Annotated in this window: 18 protein-coding genes and 1 pseudogene; 7 read left to right on the forward strand and 12 right to left on the reverse strand. The window is 54.8% G+C overall.

Translation table 11 applies throughout. From position 1 onward, the window contains the following. Window positions 1–116 precede the first annotated feature (116 nt). Both ampE and ampD read right to left on the reverse strand, forming a co-directional pair. The gene (gene ampE / locus CKQ53_RS02370) at window positions 117–971 is read right to left on the reverse strand and encodes a beta-lactamase regulator AmpE (RefSeq protein WP_085652384.1); all 855 of its coding nucleotides are present in this window, start codon (window positions 969–971) and stop codon (window positions 117–119) included. 25 nt (window positions 972–996) lie between these two features. After that, window positions 997–1,539, reverse strand: coding sequence for a 1,6-anhydro-N-acetylmuramyl-L-alanine amidase AmpD (gene ampD, locus CKQ53_RS02375; protein ID WP_085652383.1), 543 nt, complete (start codon window positions 1,537–1,539; stop codon window positions 997–999). 348 nt (window positions 1,540–1,887) lie between these two features. On the opposite strand from ampD, the gene ppdD reads away from it, so the two are divergent. Genes ppdD through hofC form a run of 3 tightly spaced genes read left to right on the forward strand, consistent with a single transcriptional unit; the run spans window position 1,888 to window position 4,979 of the window. After that, a complete protein-coding gene (ppdD, locus tag CKQ53_RS02380; RefSeq protein ID WP_094118113.1) occupies window positions 1,888–2,340 on the forward strand; it encodes a prepilin peptidase-dependent pilin in 453 nt (150 codons plus the stop codon). Window positions 2,341–2,344: 4 nt separating this feature from the next. Continuing rightward, entirely contained in the window at window positions 2,345–3,775 is a 1,431-nt protein-coding gene (gene gspE, locus CKQ53_RS02385; protein WP_094118117.1) for a type II secretion system protein GspE, read from the forward strand. A gap of 1 nt (window position 3,776) precedes the next feature. Next, on the forward strand, window positions 3,777–4,979 hold the full coding sequence (hofC, locus tag CKQ53_RS02390; protein ID WP_094118112.1) for a protein transport protein HofC: 1,203 nt from the start codon (window positions 3,777–3,779) through the stop codon (window positions 4,977–4,979). Window positions 4,980–5,005: 26 nt separating this feature from the next. On the opposite strand, the pseudogene CKQ53_RS02395 reads toward hofC, so the two are convergent. Further along, window positions 5,006–6,045: pseudogene (locus tag CKQ53_RS02395) on the reverse strand (GMP reductase). Window positions 6,046–6,216: 171 nt separating this feature from the next. On the opposite strand from CKQ53_RS02395, the gene coaE reads away from it, so the two are divergent. Genes coaE through yacG form a run of 3 tightly spaced genes read left to right on the forward strand, consistent with a single transcriptional unit; the run spans window position 6,217 to window position 7,798 of the window. Beyond that, window positions 6,217–6,837 carry a dephospho-CoA kinase gene (gene coaE / locus CKQ53_RS02400; protein ID WP_085652379.1) on the forward strand — a complete coding sequence of 207 codons (621 nt, stop codon included), beginning with the start codon at window positions 6,217–6,219 and terminating at the stop codon, window positions 6,835–6,837. Next, entirely contained in the window at window positions 6,837–7,589 is a 753-nt protein-coding gene (gene zapD, locus CKQ53_RS02405; RefSeq protein ID WP_094118110.1) for a cell division protein ZapD, read from the forward strand. Before coaE ends, zapD begins: the two co-directional genes overlap by 1 nt. 11 nt (window positions 7,590–7,600) lie before the next feature. Then, window positions 7,601–7,798 carry a DNA gyrase inhibitor YacG gene (yacG, locus tag CKQ53_RS02410; protein WP_026739125.1) on the forward strand — a complete coding sequence of 66 codons (198 nt, stop codon included), beginning with the start codon at window positions 7,601–7,603 and terminating at the stop codon, window positions 7,796–7,798. A gap of 9 nt (window positions 7,799–7,807) precedes the next feature. Here yacG and mutT read toward each other — a convergent pair whose 3' ends face one another. The 3 genes from mutT to secM all read right to left on the reverse strand — a co-directional run bounded on the left by mutT (window position 7,808) and on the right by secM (window position 11,592). After that, entirely contained in the window at window positions 7,808–8,206 is a 399-nt protein-coding gene (mutT, locus tag CKQ53_RS02415) for an 8-oxo-dGTP diphosphatase MutT (protein WP_085652377.1), read from the reverse strand. Between the two features lie 76 nt (window positions 8,207–8,282). Beyond that, window positions 8,283–10,985, reverse strand: coding sequence for a preprotein translocase subunit SecA (secA, locus tag CKQ53_RS02420; RefSeq protein WP_085652386.1), 2,703 nt, complete (start codon window positions 10,983–10,985; stop codon window positions 8,283–8,285). A 106-nt stretch (window positions 10,986–11,091) separates the two neighbouring features. Then, entirely contained in the window at window positions 11,092–11,592 is a 501-nt protein-coding gene (gene secM / locus CKQ53_RS02425) for a secA translation cis-regulator SecM (protein ID WP_085652376.1), read from the reverse strand. Between the two features lie 28 nt (window positions 11,593–11,620). Here secM and CKQ53_RS02430 point away from each other — a divergent pair, with 28 nt between their 5' ends. Continuing rightward, window positions 11,621–12,142, forward strand: a complete 522-nt coding sequence (locus tag CKQ53_RS02430; RefSeq protein WP_085652375.1) for a DUF721 domain-containing protein — start codon at window positions 11,621–11,623, stop codon at window positions 12,140–12,142. A gap of 26 nt (window positions 12,143–12,168) precedes the next feature. Here the strand turns inward: CKQ53_RS02430 and lpxC are convergent, their stop codons facing one another. From lpxC to murC, 6 genes are all read right to left on the reverse strand, one after another. After that, window positions 12,169–13,086 carry a UDP-3-O-acyl-N-acetylglucosamine deacetylase gene (gene lpxC, locus CKQ53_RS02435; RefSeq protein ID WP_074728283.1) on the reverse strand — a complete coding sequence of 306 codons (918 nt, stop codon included), beginning with the start codon at window positions 13,084–13,086 and terminating at the stop codon, window positions 12,169–12,171. 100 nt (window positions 13,087–13,186) lie between these two features. Continuing rightward, the gene (gene ftsZ / locus CKQ53_RS02440) at window positions 13,187–14,341 is read right to left on the reverse strand and encodes a cell division protein FtsZ (RefSeq protein WP_085652374.1); all 1,155 of its coding nucleotides are present in this window, start codon (window positions 14,339–14,341) and stop codon (window positions 13,187–13,189) included. Between the two features lie 72 nt (window positions 14,342–14,413). Beyond that, window positions 14,414–15,670, reverse strand: a complete 1,257-nt coding sequence (gene ftsA, locus CKQ53_RS02445) for a cell division protein FtsA (protein WP_085652373.1) — start codon at window positions 15,668–15,670, stop codon at window positions 14,414–14,416. Next, window positions 15,667–16,524, reverse strand: a complete 858-nt coding sequence (gene ftsQ, locus CKQ53_RS02450; RefSeq protein ID WP_085652372.1) for a cell division protein FtsQ — start codon at window positions 16,522–16,524, stop codon at window positions 15,667–15,669. The genes ftsA and ftsQ overlap by 4 nt, the downstream gene beginning before the upstream one ends. A 1-nt stretch (window position 16,525) precedes the next feature. After that, window positions 16,526–17,446 (reverse strand): D-alanine--D-alanine ligase, encoded by a 921-nt coding sequence (locus CKQ53_RS02455; RefSeq protein WP_094118109.1) that lies wholly within the window; start codon window positions 17,444–17,446, stop codon window positions 16,526–16,528. 6 nt (window positions 17,447–17,452) lie between these two features. Further along, complete coding sequence (gene murC / locus CKQ53_RS02460) at window positions 17,453–18,913, reverse strand: UDP-N-acetylmuramate--L-alanine ligase (RefSeq protein ID WP_094118108.1); 1,461 nt, start codon at window positions 18,911–18,913, stop codon at window positions 17,453–17,455. Window positions 18,914–18,945 lie beyond the last annotated feature (32 nt).

Here is an 18,945-nt window from a genome sequence, read left to right on the forward strand (position 1 = left end):
CAGGCTTCAGGCTTCAGGCTTCAGGCTTCAGGCTTCAGGCTTCAGGCTTCAGGCTTCAGGCTTCAGGCTTCAGGCTTCAGGCTTCAGGCTTCAGGCTTCAGGCTTCAGGCAGAGAGTCATACCAGAGCGCCGTAGATGGTCAATAGCGCCACCACCACCACAATCACCCGCGTCACCTTTTTGGCTAACGTCACTGCCGCGACCGGCGTTGCTAAAGGATCGATGCGAGGTTCACGCGCCAGAGAAAATTGCGCCAGCTGAGTGAGCACCCAATACTGGGTACTATGAAAATCCAATAAGGCGGCAAACCAGGCAGGCAACGCTTTTTCACCGTGTCCCAGCAGCGCATAAGCCGCCCCTGCCAACCGCACGGGGACCCAGTCCAGCCAATGTAGCAACGTATCCACGCCAGAATTAGCGCGTTCCAGTGGCGTATGGTCGCGGGCAAGCATTGTTTGACGCGCCCTCAGGCAGGCATAACCGACTAACGCAATGGGGCCGTATGGTCCGGCGACCACAAACCAAAACAACGGAGCCAGGTAATAACGGAAATTAATCCACAATAGTGCGTTCTGTAATTCCTTGAGCCTTTCCGATTCATTAGCATCCACTGGTAAACCATGAATCAGCGCTAACTCAGCAGACATCTGACGTTCCGCATCCGCTTCACCCCGTTGAGCCGCTTGCAAATAACGGTGATAGTGTAGCCTCACTTCGCCCGCCCCCACGCAGAGCAAACCAACAGTGACCCAAAGCATCAGCATCGGCAGACCAAATAACCAGCCGCTGACCAGCCACATCAGCAGCGCGGTCATGGCCATACCCGCCGCGGTCAAAAACAGAGTTTGTATCAAGGATGGTGCAGACAAATGCCGCAGTCTCACCGCGAAATGGTGATCCAACTGCCAATGCTCACCCTGTTTGAACACACGTTCCCATCCCAAAACCAGCAACAATGTAAACAGCGTCATTAATTTGGACTCCCTTTGTCACTCGCTATTCCTGCGCTAAATGTCGGTATCGATCCCAGTCGAAAGCAGGACCGGGATCGGTTTTACGACCTGGAGCAATATCGCTGTGACCGCAAATTCGATTCGGCGTAATCGGATAAGCCAGACATAAAAGCCGCGTCACCAACGCCAACTGGCCGTATTGCTCATCCGAGAAAGGGAGCGTGTCGGTCCCTTCGAGTTCAATGCCGATAGAGAAATCATTGCAGCGCTCGCGATCTTCAAATTTGGAGACGCCCGCATGCCAGGCCCGACGGTCAAAGGGCACATATTGCACGATGCTGCCATCGCGACGAATCAGGCAATGCGCTGAGACTCTCAGATGACTGATCTCGGCAAAAAAAGGATGTTCCGAGGCTTGCAGCCTTCCGGTAAACAATTGATCGATATAAGGACCGCCAAATTTTCCCGGCGGGAGGCTGATATTGTGTATCACCAGCAGAGAAGGAGTATCGCCCTCGGGCCGGTCATCGCAATGAGGGGATGGGATCCGCGCCACATCCGTTAGCCATCCATCTATCAATTCCATCCACCAGCTCCTATTACCTGTTGTTTTATGCAAGATCCTCTGCGCCACGAGCTTCTCACACAGACCAAAGCGTAGCATGTTTCCCCTGCTCGTCATTCACCTGCTATGCGGCTTAACACACCAGTGAAGCCTCCCTTTAGGCCCCACCGTTATCGCTAGCATACCGCTTAGGGCGACTCTCATGCTGCGCCAAATACAGAAATAGGAAGGCGTCAGGCAAAAAAATGGAGGCTGACTGCAATTGTTCAAACAGTTTGCGAAGCGCATTCCGAATGAGTTTATCGGCTATCGCCGAAGTCTATGTCGTCCCTTATGCTGCCGCCATCCGCCACCTCAAGGATTGAAATCATGTTACAGCAAGGGTTTACGCTGATTGAACTGATGGTCGTGATTGTCATCATTGCCATGCTAAGCGCCTTGGGAATTCCCGCCTATCAGGGATACCTGCAAAAAGCAGCGATGACCGACATGCTGCAAACGGCAGCGTCCTACAAAATGGCCGTCGACCTCTGTGGACTAAGCAATGCCGATCTGGCCCTCTGCGATGCGGGCGATCAGGGCATTCCTGTGGGAACAACTACACGTTACATCAGTCAGGTTAGCGTTTCCCAAGGCATCATCACGTTGACAGGACAATCCTCGCTGCAAGGGCTCAGCGTGGTGATTGCACCGACGTTGGAGCCTCAGACAGGATCGTTGAGCTGGACTAAAAACTGCCTGGCGGAAGCCGGGGCCGATATGCTCAAGCAGGCCTGTCTGGATGTTTTCCGTCTGGATGATGCCTCTGATGCGACAGGGTGATCCCATGACGACATCAAGACTCAGCGATGAACTCAAGATATTGTGCCAGCGTTACCGCGCTTTGCTTCTGACCCTAGATGAGCAGTCTATTACCGTTGCTGTCGGCAACGCCCCCGCCGTAGAAATGCTGACAGCACTGAAATTCGCCAGCAATCGCCGGGTACTGATCGAGAAATGGCCTGCCGCAAGACTGGAAAAACAGCTTTCCCCTCCGCCAAGCGCCAGGGAGAAAGCCTCAATCTACCAGCCCACCCCCGAGGTCGAAGAGCAGGAAGACATTCCGGTGGTTAAATTCATCAACGAGACGCTGAGTTCAGCCATTCAGCGAAGGGCCTCGGATATCCATTTTGAACCGATGACGATGCACTGCCGAATACGACTGCGCATTGACGGGGTTTTGCAGGAAGTGCCGTCAGCACCTGACGAACTAACACCCCGACTTATCGCTAGGCTTAAAATCATGGGAAAACTGGATATTGCTGAACGCCGTCTGCCGCAGGACGGCCAGTTCACCCTGCAACTTGATCGGGAATGTTATTCACTACGCATCGCCACACTGCCAATACAGACAGGCGAGAAGGTCGTGCTGCGAGTATTACAAACGCAGCAACAGGCGCTAACACTGGATACGCTAGGGCTTGCCACCGGCGCATTGAAGGCGTTTAAACGAGTTCTACGTCTGCCTCAGGGATTGATTTTAGTGACCGGACCAACGGGGAGCGGTAAAACTTTTACGCTATACAGCGCCATACGCTGGCTTAACACGACCAGCTGTAATATATGCAGCGTGGAAGATCCTGTCGAAATCCCGTTGGAAGGGATCAATCAAACCGCCGTCAGCACGAAAAGTCGATTGGACTTCGGTCGGGTACTGCGAGCGCTACTGCGTCAGGATCCCGACGTCATCATGATAGGAGAAATTCGCGACGCCGAAACGGCAGATATTGCCGTCAAAGCCGCGCAAACCGGCCACTTGGTTCTATCCACGTTGCATACGAACTCAGCCAGCGAGACCATCACGCGGATAAGACACCTTGGCGTCCCCGGTTATCTGCTCGCCTCAGCGCTGAAGCTCATCATCGCACAGCGCCTGGTTCGCAGACTGTGCCCCCACTGTCGCCAGCCCGTGCCTGCGGAAACAGTGTCTTCCCACGCATCCTGGTCAGGCCCTTTGAAACAATGGCGTCCTCAGGGCTGCAACCACTGCTTTTCCGGCTATTACGGCCGTGTAGCGATTTACGATCTGTTAACCCTATCTCCTGCGCTACAGCAAACGCTGGCAGATAACGGAAAAGTGTTATGTGACAACGCACATGCCTGGTACTCCCGATCCAACTCGCTATTTCATGCCGGTCTGGCTTTAGTCAACGAAGGCATTACCTCGTTGGATGAGGTCTATCGAGTAGTCGGAGACGGAATGGAGGAGGAAGACTGAGATGGTGATGCAAAAGTTATACGACTGGCAGGCCTTGAGTGTAAACGGCGAGCTGTGTTGTGGCGAGCTCATCGCGAGCCAACGCCAAGAGGTGTACGACCATCTACTCGAACAGGGTTATCAACCTCTTAATCTCAAAGTCCGCCAATATCTGACCCGCTATGCCTGGCGCGGTGCGCAGCTCGCAGCCGTCATTCACCAACTCGGTTCGCTATTACAGGCGGGGCTTCCGCTGCTGGAATCCTTGAATCTCATGGCGCGGCAGCATGACCAACCGGCGTGGCGATGCGTCTTATTCTCCGTTAGTCGACAGATAGCACAGGGGGTCACGCTGGCAGAGGCGTTTCGGCACTACCCCCATATTTTCCCGCCCATGTATTGCTCGCTGATTGCCGCAGGCGAACTGACCGGCAAGCTGGGCGACTGCTGCCAACGGCTCGCCGCCTATCAGGAAGCGCGTCAGCAATTGGCGCATAAGGTCGCCAAAGCATTACGCTATCCCCTCTTCGTTTCCGCCGCCGTCCTGATCGTGAGCGCGCTGATGGTTACCTTGGTGTTACCCGAGTTTGGTCGACTTTACGCGTCATTCAACGCCCCGCTCCCGCTACTCACACAGACCTTGCTGACCCTCTCGGAGCGGTGCGTACGCTATGGCGCTACGTTCGTCACAACAATTATTGCTCTCGCAGCAGCTTACGGCTGGCTACGCAAAACCTATCCACGCTGGCGCTACAGGGAACAACGCCTGTGGCTCAGAGCGCCGGGTATCGCCACACTGATTCGTGGACGTTGCCTCAGCCAGATTTTCCATACACTGGCAATGACTCATGGTGCAGCGCTACCGCTGCCTGCCGGATTGGAAGCAGCCGCGACGATTGGACATCCGCTTTATCAGAAAGAGTTAAAAGAGATAAAAAGCCTCATCGAGCGCGGCATACCACTTAGTCAGGCGCTAGAACGCTCACCGCTGTTCCCTGCGCCCTGCCCACAGTTAATTAGAGTCGGAGAAGAAACCGGCGCGCTCGAGCACCTGTTTACACAGTTAGCCGATTGGCATGAAAAAAGTACGCAGCAGTTTGCGGACAAGCTGCCTCATACGTTGGAACCATTATTAATGGGCGCGGTGGGAGTGATTGTCGGTACGCTGGTGATAGCGATGTATCTGCCCATATTCCAATTGGGTCATGTACTGACGGGGGCCTAATCCCGTCAGTTAAGAAAGCCAGAGGGTTACCCGTTGAAAATCCGGTTTTCCTGCTCAGCGACACGAATAAACGTTGTTCGTTTGGTCAGCTCTTTCAGGCGTGAAGCGCCGACGTAAGTGCAGGCTGAGCGCAAACCGCCAAGAATATCGCGAATGGTGTATTCCACCGGACCACGTAGCGGAAGCTTGACGGTTTTACCTTCCGCGGCACGATAACCGGCTACGCCGCCAACATGGCGCTCCATGGCAGATGCCGAGCTCATCCCGTAAAACAGCATCATTTTCTGTCCGTTTTCTTCGGCGATGGTTCCTTCACACTCATCGTGTGCCGCCAGCATCCCCCCAGCATCACAAAATCAGCGCCGCCGCCGAAGGCTTTGGCGACATCGCCCGGCACAGAGCAGCCGCCATCGCTGACAATCTGTCCGCCCAGACCATGCGCGGCATCGGCACATTCAATGACCGCCGACAGCTGCGGATAGCCCACGCCCGTTTTCAACCGGGTGGTACAAACGGAACCTGGACCAATCCCGACCTTAACGATATCCGCCCCCGAAAGAATCAGCTCCTCTACCATCTCGCCAGTAACCACATTGCCTGCACAAATGACTTTGTCAGGACACGCTTCACGCGCTTTTTGTACAAAGGAGACAAAGTGTTCGGAGTAGCCGTTGGCGACATCAATGCAAATAAATTTCAGCGCAGGCGACGAAGCCAAAATCTGCTTCAACTTATTAAAATCGTCGTTTGACGTCCCCGTGGAAACCATAACATGGCGCAATACCTCTTCTGACGACTGCGCGACAAACTGCTGCCACTGTTCAACGGAGTAGTGCTTGTGAACGGCAGTCAGCACGCCGAACGTGGATAATGCCTGAGCCATGCGAAAAGTACCCACCGTATCCATGTTAGCCGCAATCACCGGCACGCCTGACCAACGGCAGCCGGCGTGCATAAAGGTAAAATCGCGTGCTAATTCAACTTCCGATCGACTCTTCAGGGTGGAGCGTTTGGGACGAATGAGAACGTCTTTAAAGCCTAACTTTAAATCTTCTTCAATACGCATAGGAGATGTCCTGGTCAGTGGCGAAGACCGTCAGAGAGACAGTCGGTATGCTTTAAAACCATATCCAGTGAGCTCATCATACGCGCGAATAATCCTGCGGCAAGACTGCGAATTTACCTTTATTTAGGCTAGAATCCCGTAAATTTACCGGTAATTTTGCAGATCGATACCATGGCATACATCGTAGCGCTCACAGGCGGTATCGGCAGCGGCAAAAGCACCGTCGCTGAAGGTTTCGCCCAGCAAGGCATCACCATCATCGATGCAGACATCATCGCCCGTCAGGTCGTAGAGCCTGGAACGGCTGCGTTGTCCGCTATCTCAAAACGCTTCGGCCCCGAGATACTGAACGCCGACGATACGCTTAACCGCTCCGCCCTACGGGCAAAGATTTTTTCCAGCGAACGTGAAAAAGAGTGGCTCAACCAACTGATGCATCCGTTGATCCACGCGGAAACTCAGCGCCAGTTGCTTGCCGCCCCCGGGCCATACGTGATGTGGGTCATTCCCCTGCTGATTGAAAACAGCCTGCAATCGCAGGCGCAACGGGTTCTGGTCGTGGACGTTACCCCGGAAATTCAGCTACAGCGCACGCTGGCGCGAGACGGGGTGTCGCTTCATCAGGCCGAAAAGATCCTGTCTGCGCAAGCTACGCGAGAACAGCGTCTGGCTTATGCCGACGACATCATCGACAATAGCCGCAGCCAGAGCGAACTTGCCCCACAAATTGCCATGCTGCACCAGCGCTATCTTGAGCTGGCGGCATCCGCAAATGACAGGATGACAAAATAATGAGTGACGCTTACTCAACCCTATTATTTGAATATCCGCTGAATGAGAAAACGCGGACGTGGCTACGTCTTGAGTTTTTGCTCCAACAGATGCATGACAACCAGACGCTGGAGCACATCGGTGATGCGCTGAGCTTTTTCCGCGCCGCCACCGACCTGTTGGATGTACTGGAACGCGGCGATGTGCGTCCCGACTTGATGAAGGAACTGGAACGCCAGCAGCAGAAGTTGACGCAGTGGCAGGACGTTCCCGGCGTCGACCAGGCGCGAATCGATGCCTTTCGCCAGCAGCTACGCCAGCAGGCGAGCCAACTGATGGCCGCCCCGCGTATGGGCCAAAGCCTGCGTGAAGATCGTCTTATTGGCATGGTGCGCCAACGGCTCAGCATTCCAGGAGGATGCTGTAATTTCGACTTGCCGACGCTGCATACCTGGTTGCATCAGCCTGTCGAGTACCGAAATCGGCAGGTCAGCGCCTGGCTCGACAGCGTCGCGCCATTTGAACAGACGTTGGGGATGATTCTGGACCTCATCCGCAACTCAGCGATCTTCCGTCCGCAAATCAGCCTGAAAGGCTTCTATCAGGACAATGCAGCCGATGCCGACCTGCTGCGCATACAGATCGCACAGGAGCATCAGCTTTACCCACAAATTTCTGGTCACAAGAGCCGTTATGCGATTCGCTTCATGCCGCTGGACAGCGAGCATGGACAAGTGCCCGACCGCCTGACGTTCGAACTGGCCTGCTGTTAGGAGTTAACACAATGAGCAACGATATCACCACCGTAAAATGTCCGACCTGCGCCAAACCTGTGGTGTGGGGAGAACAAAGTCCTTACCGCCCTTTCTGCAGCAAACGCTGCCAGCTAATCGATCTTGGGGAATGGGCCGAAGAAGAAAAACGTATTCCCAGTAATGAAGCGATTACTGACAGCGAAAACTGGAGCGAAACAAAGTATTAAACGTTGGTGTTACGCCGACTGTTTTAGCCAGCGGATCATCTCCGCATTCGCTGGCGGAAACTCCTCTTCTTTGAGTTCATCGACGGTCAGCCAACGCGACGGCTGACCTTCCCGTCCGTATGGCTCCCCCTGCCAATGCTCCACCAGGAAAAAATGCAGCGTGATGAGCCGATCGCCTGCGGAGAACGTTTTATCCGTGAGCGCTTGAGGATCGCGCGCTTCAATCCCCGTTTCCTCACGCAATTCACGAATTAGCGCCTGTTCGGGCGTCTCTCCCGTTTCAACTTTCCCCCCCGGGAACTCCCATTTACCGGCCATGTGCGAGCCAGCCTGGCGACAGGCGATAAAAAACTGTCGCTGGGCGTTACGAATAATCCCTACCGCGACTGACAAAGGTTTTTGCGTCATAAGCTTTTCCCCAAGTAAAAGGCGGTCAATGACCGCCTTTATTTTTATCGATGATGTGATTCAGCCCTAATGAAGACTAGTTCTGGATACGTCCATGGCACTGTTTGTATTTTTTGCCTGAACCGCAAGGACAAGGATCGTTACGACCGATTTTGCGCTCAGATGAACTACCTGCAGTCGGCGCGGCAGCCGCTTCACTTTGATGGCTCAGTTGCTGCTGGCTTGCCAGACGTTCGGCTTCCTCGCGACGCTGCTGTTCCAACGCTTCAATCTCTTCCGGCATACGGACCTGAACTTTGCTCAGTGTGCTGATGACTTCATATTTCAGCGCTTCCAGCATCGCGGCGAACATGGAGAACGACTCACGTTTGTACTCCTGCTTCGGATCTTTCTGCGCATAGCCGCGCAGATGGATGCCCTGACGCAGATAGTCCATCGCCGCCAGATGCTCTTTCCACAAGGAGTCCAGCGTTTGCAGCATGACGCCTTTTTCGAAATTGCGCATCACATCGACGCCCACGACTTCTTCTTTGCGGGCGTAAACTTCCATCGCCTGCTCGTGGATACGTTCACGCAGCGTTTCTTCATGCAGCTGAGGCTCTTTTTCCAGCCATTCTGCAATCGGCATGTCCAGATCGAAATCGTTTTTCAGACGCTGTTCCAGTCCTTCGATATCCCACATCTCTTCCAGAGACTGCGGCGGAATATGGTTATCGATGGTCGCTTTGAACACATCGTTACGAATGCTGTCGACCGTCTCGCTGATATCGACGGAGTTCAGTAGCTCATTACGCTGAGTATAGATAGCGCGGCGCTGGTCGTTAGCCACATCATCGTATTCCAACAGCTGCTTACGAATATCGAAGTTGCGGTTTTCCACTTTACGCTGTGCATTGGCAATCGCCTTGGTCACCCAAGGATGTTCGATTGCTTCGCCTTCCTTCATCCCCAGCTTACGCATCATGTTGGACACGCGGTCAGAGGCGAAGATACGCATCAGAGCATCTTCCATGGAAAGGTAGAAGCGAGAAGAACCGGCATCCCCCTGACGACCGGAACGGCCACGCAGCTGGTTGTCGATACGACGCGATTCATGACGCTCGGTGCCGATAATATGCAAACCGCCCGAAGCCAGCACCGCATCATGGCGCACCTGCCAGTCTGCTTTAATAGCGGCGATCTGCTCATCTGTCGGGGCTTCCAACTGGGCGATTTCAGTTTGCCAGCTGCCGCCCAACACGATATCGGTACCACGACCGGCCATGTTAGTGGCGATGGTCACCGCGCCCGGACGACCGGCCTGTGCGACGATATCCGCTTCCATGGCATGGAACTTGGCGTTAAGCACGTTGTGTTTGACTCCGGCGCGAGTCAGCGCGTCAGAGACCACTTCGGATTTCTCAATCGAGATCGTCCCCACCAGCACCGGCTGACCATTCGCCGTACGCTCTCTGATATCTTCGATAATCGCGTCGATTTTTTCCCGTTCGGTCATGTACACCAGGTCGGGCAAATCTTTACGAATCATCGGACGGTTCGTCGGTACGACAATGGTATCCAGTTTATAGATAGAGCTGAATTCGAAGGCTTCGGTATCCGCCGTCCCCGTCATCCCCGCCAGTTTTTCATACAGGCGGAAGTAGTTCTGGAAGGTGATGGAGGCCAGCGTCTGGTTTTCATTATTGATGGTGACGTGCTCTTTCGCCTCAACAGCCTGATGCAGACCGTCAGACCAGCGACGCCCCTGCATGGTGCGGCCGGTATGTTCATCGACAATGATGACCTCACCGTCTTTAACGATGTAATCAACGTCGCGCGTGAACAGAACATGCGCTCGCAGACCAGCGGTAACGTGGTGCATCAGCATAATGTTGGAAGGCGAGTACAGGGATTCGCCTTCATCCATGATGCCTTCGTTCACCAACAGCTCTTCGATTTTGACCAAGCCGCGTTCTGTCAGGTTAACCTGACGGGATTTTTCATCCACGGAGAAATGACCTTCGCCCTGGAAGGTGTCGGAATCTTCTTTTTCCTGACGGATCAGCGACGGGATGATTTTATTGACGCGGATATACATCTCGGAGCTGTCTTCTGCCGGGCCAGAGATGATCAGCGGGGTACGCGCTTCATCGATCAGAATGGAGTCAACTTCATCCACCAGGGCGTAAAACAGCGGGCGCTGAACGCGCTCTTCCGGGCTGAACGCCATGTTGTCACGCAGGTAGTCGAAACCATATTCGTTGTTGGTACCGTAAGTGATGTCAGCCGCATACGCTTCGCGTTTCGCTGGCGCTGGCATGCCTGGCAGGTTGATCCCTACCGTCAGACCAAGATACTCAAACAACGGACGGTTGTTCTCGGCATCACGCTGCGCCAGATAGTCGTTCACGGTAACAACATGCACGCCGCGGCCGGTCAGACCATTCAGATACGCGGGCAGCGTCGCCGTCAGCGTTTTACCTTCACCGGTACGCATTTCGGCGATGCAGCGTTCATTAAGGACCATCCCGCCCAGCATCTGAACGTCGAAGTGGCGCATACCGAAAACACGTTTACTTGCTTCACGCACGACGGCAAAGGCCTCAGGTAACAGCGCTTCCAGCGTTTCGCCTTTCTTAATGCGCTCACGGAACTCCGGCGTTTTGGCCTTCAGCTCGTCGTCAGACAGCTTTTCCATTGCGGGTTCGAGCTGGGCGATCACATCTACAGTTTTACGCATACGGCGTAAAGTACGGTCGTTACGGCTACCGAAAACTTTGGTTAATAGTTTCACTAACATAATAATTTTAATCTCTACAATGCCACCGTAGTTACCGTGGCATAACATCAGAAAACCAGGCTATCTCACCCGGCTATTGCGCGTGTTAACAGAAAAAAGTGGGGGGTTAGTTAAGCGGTCCGGCGCGTATCCCCATCGTCTTGGCAAGCCAGATGCCAGAATGATGGAATAGCGTAGATACTGCGGAGAAGTACGTCGAGACATCGAGCGCCGGCACCCTGTTTTCCTGGGTCAACAGCGCGTGGAGTGTTTCAATTAGGATTTGATGCTGTGCGGGCGAGGACACAACCGCTTCAGCCACCGTCGAAGGTTGCGGCGCCGTCAGAGCAAACGACAGATGCCGGATAACGGTGCGAATGGCATGCTGATGCCAATAATCAATGCCGACGGATGAACGTCGATGAGCCTCTTTCAATGCCACCAGATCGGTCAGGCTAAAGGCGGAAACGTTATGGCGGCTAATCGCCGAGGTCGACAGCGATGGGGCATTCTGGGATTCGCACAGACTGACGGGCAGACCAAAACCAGCCGCGACCATCCCCAACAGGAGATGCGGCCAAAAATAACGTCTGCCAAATTGTCGCCAACGATTTAGAATACCAATCACAAGTTTACTGTCCGTCGGAGCCTGCGTTATGCGTGATAGTCGTCCACAATCACTAGAGTCTTTTTTTGATAGCGCATCGGAAACCGGAAGCGGTCCGCTGCGAGATATTCAGCAGCGCGCTGCCGCGCTGGTAAAACTTAATCGCGCCGTCTGCGCGCTATTGCCAGCGCAAATGCACCCTTGGTGCCGCGTCGCAAATTATCGCCGCAGTTTGCTAGTACTGGAAACGGCGAACGCCAGTTGGATGATGCGGCTACGTTATGAACAGCCCGCATTACTCTCCGCATTGCGTGCTCAAATACTACCATCATTAGCAGCAATCGACATCCGGATTAATCCTTCGCTGGCAGCTAAAGCACATCAAAATAATAAGCTATCAGACACCACCACCGGCGTTGATGCTAAGGACGTGCCGAAGCAACGCTCGCTGAGTCCGCAGAGTGCAGAAATATTGAATGGATTAGCGGAAAACAGCCCGGAAAGGTTACAGCGGATATTAAAAAGACTGGCTTCACTGGCCGGAGAGAAAACCAGTGATAACCAGTCATAAAAACGACAAGTTGTTGTTCTGACTTGTTAGGCGAGTACCGTCGAAGGCGCTTTGAACGCCAGCGGCATTTCCGCCTCATCTTCAAAGGTCACGTATTCCCACGCTTCCTGTTTCGCCAGCACAGCCTGCAACAGTTTGTTATTCAGCGCATGACCCGACTTGAATGCCGTGAAGGCACCAATGATGTTATGGCCACACATAAACAGGTCGCCGATCGCATCCAGCATTTTGTGACGAACGAATTCATCTTCAAAACGCAGACCGTCATCGTTCAGCACGCGGTAGTCGTCGACGACAATCGCGCAGTCAAAGCTGCCGCCCAGACACAGACCACGGGACTGGAGATATTCAATATCCCGCATGAAGCCGAAGGTCCGCGCACGGCTGATCTGACGGACGAAAGAGTCCGCAGAGAACTCTAACTTGTAGCGCTGTGCGCCAGAGTCGATCGCCGGGTGATTGAAGTCGATGGTGAAGTCCAGGTTGAAACCGTTATAAGGTTTCAGTTCCGCCCACTTGTCGCCATCTTCTACGCGCACGGTATCTTTGATCCGAACGAACTTCTTAGCACAGTTCAGTTCTTCAATGCCGGCGTCCAGCAACAGGTAAACGAACGGACTGGCGCTGCCGTCCATAATAGGGATTTCAGGAGAATCGACTTCGATCATCACGTTGTCGATGCCCAATCCTGCCAGCGCGGCGTTCAGATGCTCCACGGTCGAAATTCGCACGTCATGCTCATTGACCAGGCAAGTACAGAGCATGGTATCACGCACGGATTTGGCATCAGCCGGAAAATCAACCGGTGGATTCAAGTCAGTGCGACGATAGATGACCCCGGTATTTGCCGGTGCAGGACGCATGGTCAGGGTGACTTTTTTGCCGGTATGCAAACCGACCCCTGTCGCCTGTACGATACGTTTTAATGTACGTTGTTTGATCATCGTATTATCTCGCATTTAATCCGAACCAACGGCCTCAGTCTATACCAAGGCCGGCGGCACAGTTTAGCACAAAGAGCGGAGATTCCAACCAAGCGGCCGGTTAATCGGCCTGCTTACGCAGGAACGCCGGGATATCCAGGTAATCCGGCTCTTTATTAGGCTGCGTGTTCTGGTCATTGACGACCTTGGCGGCAGCCGGTTTTTCCTGCGGCAGAGGCGACATGCCATGCTGCTGGTAACGGTGGTCCATTACCGGCTGGCTGCTCTGCTTGTTGGTGACCAGCGTAATTTCCGGACGTTTGTCCATGCCGATACCGGTCGCCACCACGGTGACGCGCAGTTCGTCGTTCATTTCCGGGTCCAGAGACGTACCGATAACCACGGTAGCGTTGTCGGATGCGAAAGCACGGATCGTGTTACCGACCGTTTCGAACTCATCCAGACGCAGGTCGAAGCCCGCCGTGATGTTAACCAGAACACCGCGAGCACCGGACAGGTCGATATCTTCCAGCAACGGGCTGGAGATCGCCATTTCGGCCGCTTCTTCCGCACGGTCTTCGCCACGCGCCACGCCGGAACCCATCATGGCATAGCCCATTTCGGACATTACGGTGCGAACGTCCGCGAAGTCGACGTTCATCAACCCCGGACGGGTAATCAGTTCAGCGATACCCTGAACCGCGCCTTTCAGCACGTCGTTGGCAGCACCGAACGCATCTAGCAGGGAGATACCGCGTCCCAGAACTTTCAGCAATTTGTCGTTCGGGATGGTGATCAGGGAATCCACGTGCTTAGACAGCTCCGCGATACCTTGTTCCGCAAACGCCATGCGTTTTTTGCCTTCGAAGTTAAACGGCTTGGTCACGACGGCAACGGTCAGAATGCCCAGGTCTTTAGCCACTTCGGCTACAACCGGCGCAGCGCCCGTACCCGTACCACCGCCCATACCCGCAGCGATAAACACCATATCGGCGCCTTCGAGAGACGCGCGTAATGCCTCGCGGTCTTCTTCAGCAGAGTTACGGCCGACTTCCGGGTTAGCCCCAGCGCCCAGACCTTTGGTGATACCGCTACCGATCTGGATCGTCTGCCCAACCGCCGTTTTGCGCAGTGCCTGAGCGTCAGTGTTGACCGCAAAGAACTCAACGCCTTCAATGCGTTCACGCACCATATGCTCGACCGCGTTACCGCCGCCGCCACCGACGCCGATGACTTTAATCACCGCGTCGTTGGTCAATTCCATAGGTTCAAACATAGTTTCTCTCCGTCTTGTGCCTGTGTTACTTCGAGATCAAAAAAGCTGTGCCAGGATCTCTTTTGATAACCGTTAAAATTCTTTTCTCAGCCAGCTGTTCAGGCGCTTAAACCAATGGCTCACTGAGGCGCGTTTTTCCACTTCATGCTCACCGTTCAGGTGAGATTCTTTACCGTAGTGCAGCAACCCTACCGCCGTAGAGTAGTAAGGCTCCTGCGCATAATCCGTCAGGCCTGTGATGTTCAGCGGTTGCCCAATACGAACCTGCGTATGGAATACTCGCTGGGCGCATGCGGCCAGGCCGTCAATCTGTGCGGCTCCTCCCGTCAGCACGATACCGGCCGCCAGGTGATGCTTGACGCCCTGCTGACGCAACTGCTCCTGTAACTGCAACAGCTCGTCGTTCACCAGATTCAACAGTTCGGTGTAACGCGGCTCGATAACCTCGGCCAACGTCTGACGCTGCAGACTGCGCGGCGGACGCCCGCCCACGCTGGGCACTTCAACCGCTTCGTCTTTGCTCACGATAGAGCCCAGCGCGCAGCCGTAGCGAACTTTGATCGCCTCGGCGTCCGTAGGCGGAGTGCCGAAAGCGTAAGCAATATCGCTGGTGACCACGTTACCTGCGTACGGGATCACCTTGGTGTGGCGCAGCGCGCCGCCGGTGTAAACCGCCATATCCATGGTGCCGCCGCCGATATCCACCACACAAACGCCCAGCTCGCGTTCGTCTTCAGTCAGCACCGCATAGCTGGATGCCAGTCCGGCGAAAATCAGCTGGTCGACTTTCAGACCGCAGCGTTCAACCGCTTTGACGATGTTCTTCGCCATATCGTTATGGCAGGTGATCAGATGCACCTTCGCCTGCATACGTACGCCGGACAGCCCTACCGGATTCTTGATGCCTTCCTGGTAGTCGATCGCGTACTCCTGCGGGATGACGTGCAGGATGCGATGCTCATCGCGAACGCGCACGGATTTCGCTGTGTGGACAACACTTTCCACGTCGTCCAGCGTCACTTCCTCTTCAGAGATCGGCACCATACCAATCTCGTTCTGGCAGCTGATATGTTTGCCAGACAACGCCAGATAGACTGATGAAATCTGGCAGTCCGCCATCAGTTCGGCCTGGTCGATGGCGCGCTGTACGCATTTCACCACCGACTCCAGGTCGTTCACGCCGCCTTTATCCATACCCCGTGACGGGCAACTACCCACACCGATAATATTGACCATGCCATCGGGCAGAACTTCCCCTACCAGCGCAGCCACTTTTGCTGTACCGATTTCCAGCCCAACTACCAGTTTTCTGTCCGTCGACTTGATCATTGCTGTTTAGCCTGTGCCTGATTCTGTTGCTGATTACCGTTTTGGTGACGATCAATGTCTTGTTGCTGATCGATAAACGCCGGACCCCAACCTACCGCCGCGCCTGAGTCGTAACGCAGATCCACGTAGTTAATCCGTTTGTTCCCGTCCTTCGCCTGCTGTTGAAGAAGCGGATACAACTCAATAAATCGCGCCAGACGGCGAGCCTGATCGTCGCGTCCCAACTGCAGGCGGATATCGTCTTCCAGACCGACCTGCCAGGAATGGCGCGCGGTCATCGCAACCATTTTCAGCTGGAACTTGCCGGCGCTCAGTATCTGGTTCATGTTCCGATACCCTTCCAGCACGTCGGCTTCGCTGCCTTCCGGCCCGTACAACATCGGCATCTTCTTATTACCGATACGTTCCGCCGGAACGCTGAAGGCGTTTCCGTCGCTGTCCACCATCAGCTGGTCATTCCAACGTGCGAAGGGCACGTATTCAACCAGATGAATCTTTAATTCGTCCGGCCACTGCTTGCGCACGCTAGCCTGTTTTATCCACGGCAGCCGTTCAATCTGCTGCTGGATGACGTTGACGTCCTGCGTCATAAACGTGCCCGGCGCTCCGAGCGACAGTATCGCCTGACGAATGTCGTCGTTGGTGGTGTAGGTTCTTTCCCCCGTCACCACCAGCCGAGACAGCGGCAGCCGGCTGGCATCTTGCATCCATCCCACCACCATCCAACTGCCCCAGGCGATGGTACCCACCACCATCAGCAGGAAAATCATGCCTGCCAGTTGGCCGCCATTGCTGCGACGCGCGCCGTTCGATTCGGGTTCGCGTCCGCGTGTGTTTAGCGCCGCTTGCGACATATCAGCTCGCCAGCTCCAAAATACGTGTCACCAATTGTGGAAACGTCAGGCCATGTTGTTTGGCGGCCATCGGTACCAGGCTGTGCTCGGTCATCCCCGGAGAGGTATTCACCTCTAACAGGTAAAATTTGCCGTCGTCGTCCATCATCACATCAACCCGTCCCCAGCCGCTGCAGTCCAGCGCGCGGTAGGCCGCCAGCGAGAGAGAAGCCAGTTCGCTTTCCTGCTCCGCGGTCAGACCGCTGGGGCAAAAGTAACGGGTGTCTTCCGACTCGTACTTCGCCTGATAGTCGTAGAACGTGCCCGTCGCCTGAATGCGGATCGACGGCAAGGTTTCGTTACCGAGAATAGCCACCGTAAACTCCGGACCGCTCAACCATTTCTCCACCATCACGTTTTCGTCATGATGGAAGGCCGCTTCCAACGCCGCAGGTAAGGCTTCAGCCTGTTCGACTTTGCTCATTCCGACGCTGGAACCTTCCCGACTCGGCTTGACAATCAATGGCATACCGAGAGGTTCTACTAACTTTAGCAAACCAGATGGATTACTGCGCTGAAACTGATGCCGATTCAGCACGATATAAGGTGCTACCGGCAAATTTGACGCCTGCCAAATCTGCTTGGTGCGACACTTATCCATCGTCAGCGCCGACGCCATCACGCCGCTGCCGGTATACGGCAGGCCCAGTTGCTCCAGCGCGCCCTGCATGGAGCCGTCTTCGCCTCCACGCCCGTGCAGCGTGATGAATACCCGGGTAAAGCCTTGTTCTTTGAGGTAACTGACCGGGAAGTCGCTGGGGTCTACCGCGCGCGCATCCACTCCTGCTTCACACAGCCCGGCCAATACGGCCTGCCCCGAGAGCAGAGAGATTTCGCGTTCTGCGGATGAACCACCCAGCAATACAGCCACTTTCTCAGTCATTTACTTTTACCCTTTGACCTGCGGCTGTAAGCGAGAATCCGCCAGCCTGCGGGCCAGTTTGCCGATATTACCTGCGCCCTGAACCATAACGAGGTCACCATCTTGCAGTGCCGGTGCCAACAATTCAGGTAAAGTCTCTACATCCGGTACCAAAATCGGATCAATCCTACCTCTTCCGCGAATAGTACGGCATAAAGAGCGGCTATCAGCCCCAGGAATAGGCGTTTCCCCTGCTGAGTAAACATCCAACATCAGCAAAACATCCACCTGAGACAGCACATGCGCGAAGTCGTCATACAGATCGCGCGTACGCGTATAGCGGTGAGGCTGGAAAACCATGACCAACCGTTTTTCCGGCCAGCCCGCTCGCGCCGCTTTAATCGTGGCGTCCACTTCCGTGGGATGATGGCCGTAGTCATCGACCAGCATGACCGCGCCGCTTTTACCGTTTACCGACTCCAGCGGATATTCGCCCAGGAAGTCAAAACGACGACCGGTGCCTTCGAAACGTTCGAGCGCCCGCAGGATCGCGTCGTCTTCAATCCCTTCTTCTGAGGCGACCGCAACCGCCGCCGCCGCATTCAACGCATTGTGGCGGCCAGGCGCATTCAGGGTCACGTGCAGCAAAGGTTTCCCCTGACGCTCCAGCGTAAAGTGGCCTTGAGCTCCTGTCTGACGGTAGCTGGCAATACGCACATCGGCATCGTCACAGAATCCGTATGTCGTCACGTGGCGTCCTACACGCGGCAGCAGTTCACGGACCACCTGATCGTCCAGACACATCACCGCGTGTCCATAAAACGGCAGGTTGTGCAGAAAGTTGATGAACGTCTGCTTCAGATTCTCAAAATCACCCTGATACGTGTCCATATGGTCGGCTTCGATATTGGTCACGATCGCCGCCATCGGCTGCAAATGCAGGAAAGACGCATCGCTTTCGTCCGCTTCTGCAATCAGGTAGCGGCTGGATCCCAGTCGCGCGTGCGTGCCTGCCGCTTTCACCAGTCCGCCGTTAACGAAGGTGGGGTCCAGACCGGCTTCCGCGTAAATACTGGTCACCATCGCCGTCGTCGTCGTTTTACCGTGAGTTCCCGCCACAGCAATGCCATGACGAAACCGCATCAGTTCCGCCAGCATTTCGGCCCGGCGGATCACCGGAATACGCGCTTCCTTCGCGGCAATGATTTCCGGGTTGTCGCCGGAAATGGCGCTGGAAACGACCACTACGCTCGCGCCGTTCACATTTTCCGGACGGTGGTGGAAATAGATCTGCGCGCCTAAATCACTCAGCTGCTGAGTAACGGCATTCGGTGCCAAATCGGAGCCGCTAATCTCATAGCCTTCATTAACCAGAACTTCGGCGATACCGCCCATGCCGGCACCACCGATGCCAACAAAGTGGATGTGCCGGACGCGATGCATCTCGGGCACGATTGAACGCAGTTTCGCCAGTTGTTGTGTATTCACTTTTACCTATCGCTACCTAATTGATCGCCGTC

The sequence above is a fragment of the Lonsdalea britannica genome, from assembly GCF_003515985.1.
GTDB classification, from domain to species: Bacteria; Pseudomonadota; Gammaproteobacteria; order Enterobacterales; family Enterobacteriaceae; genus Lonsdalea; species Lonsdalea britannica.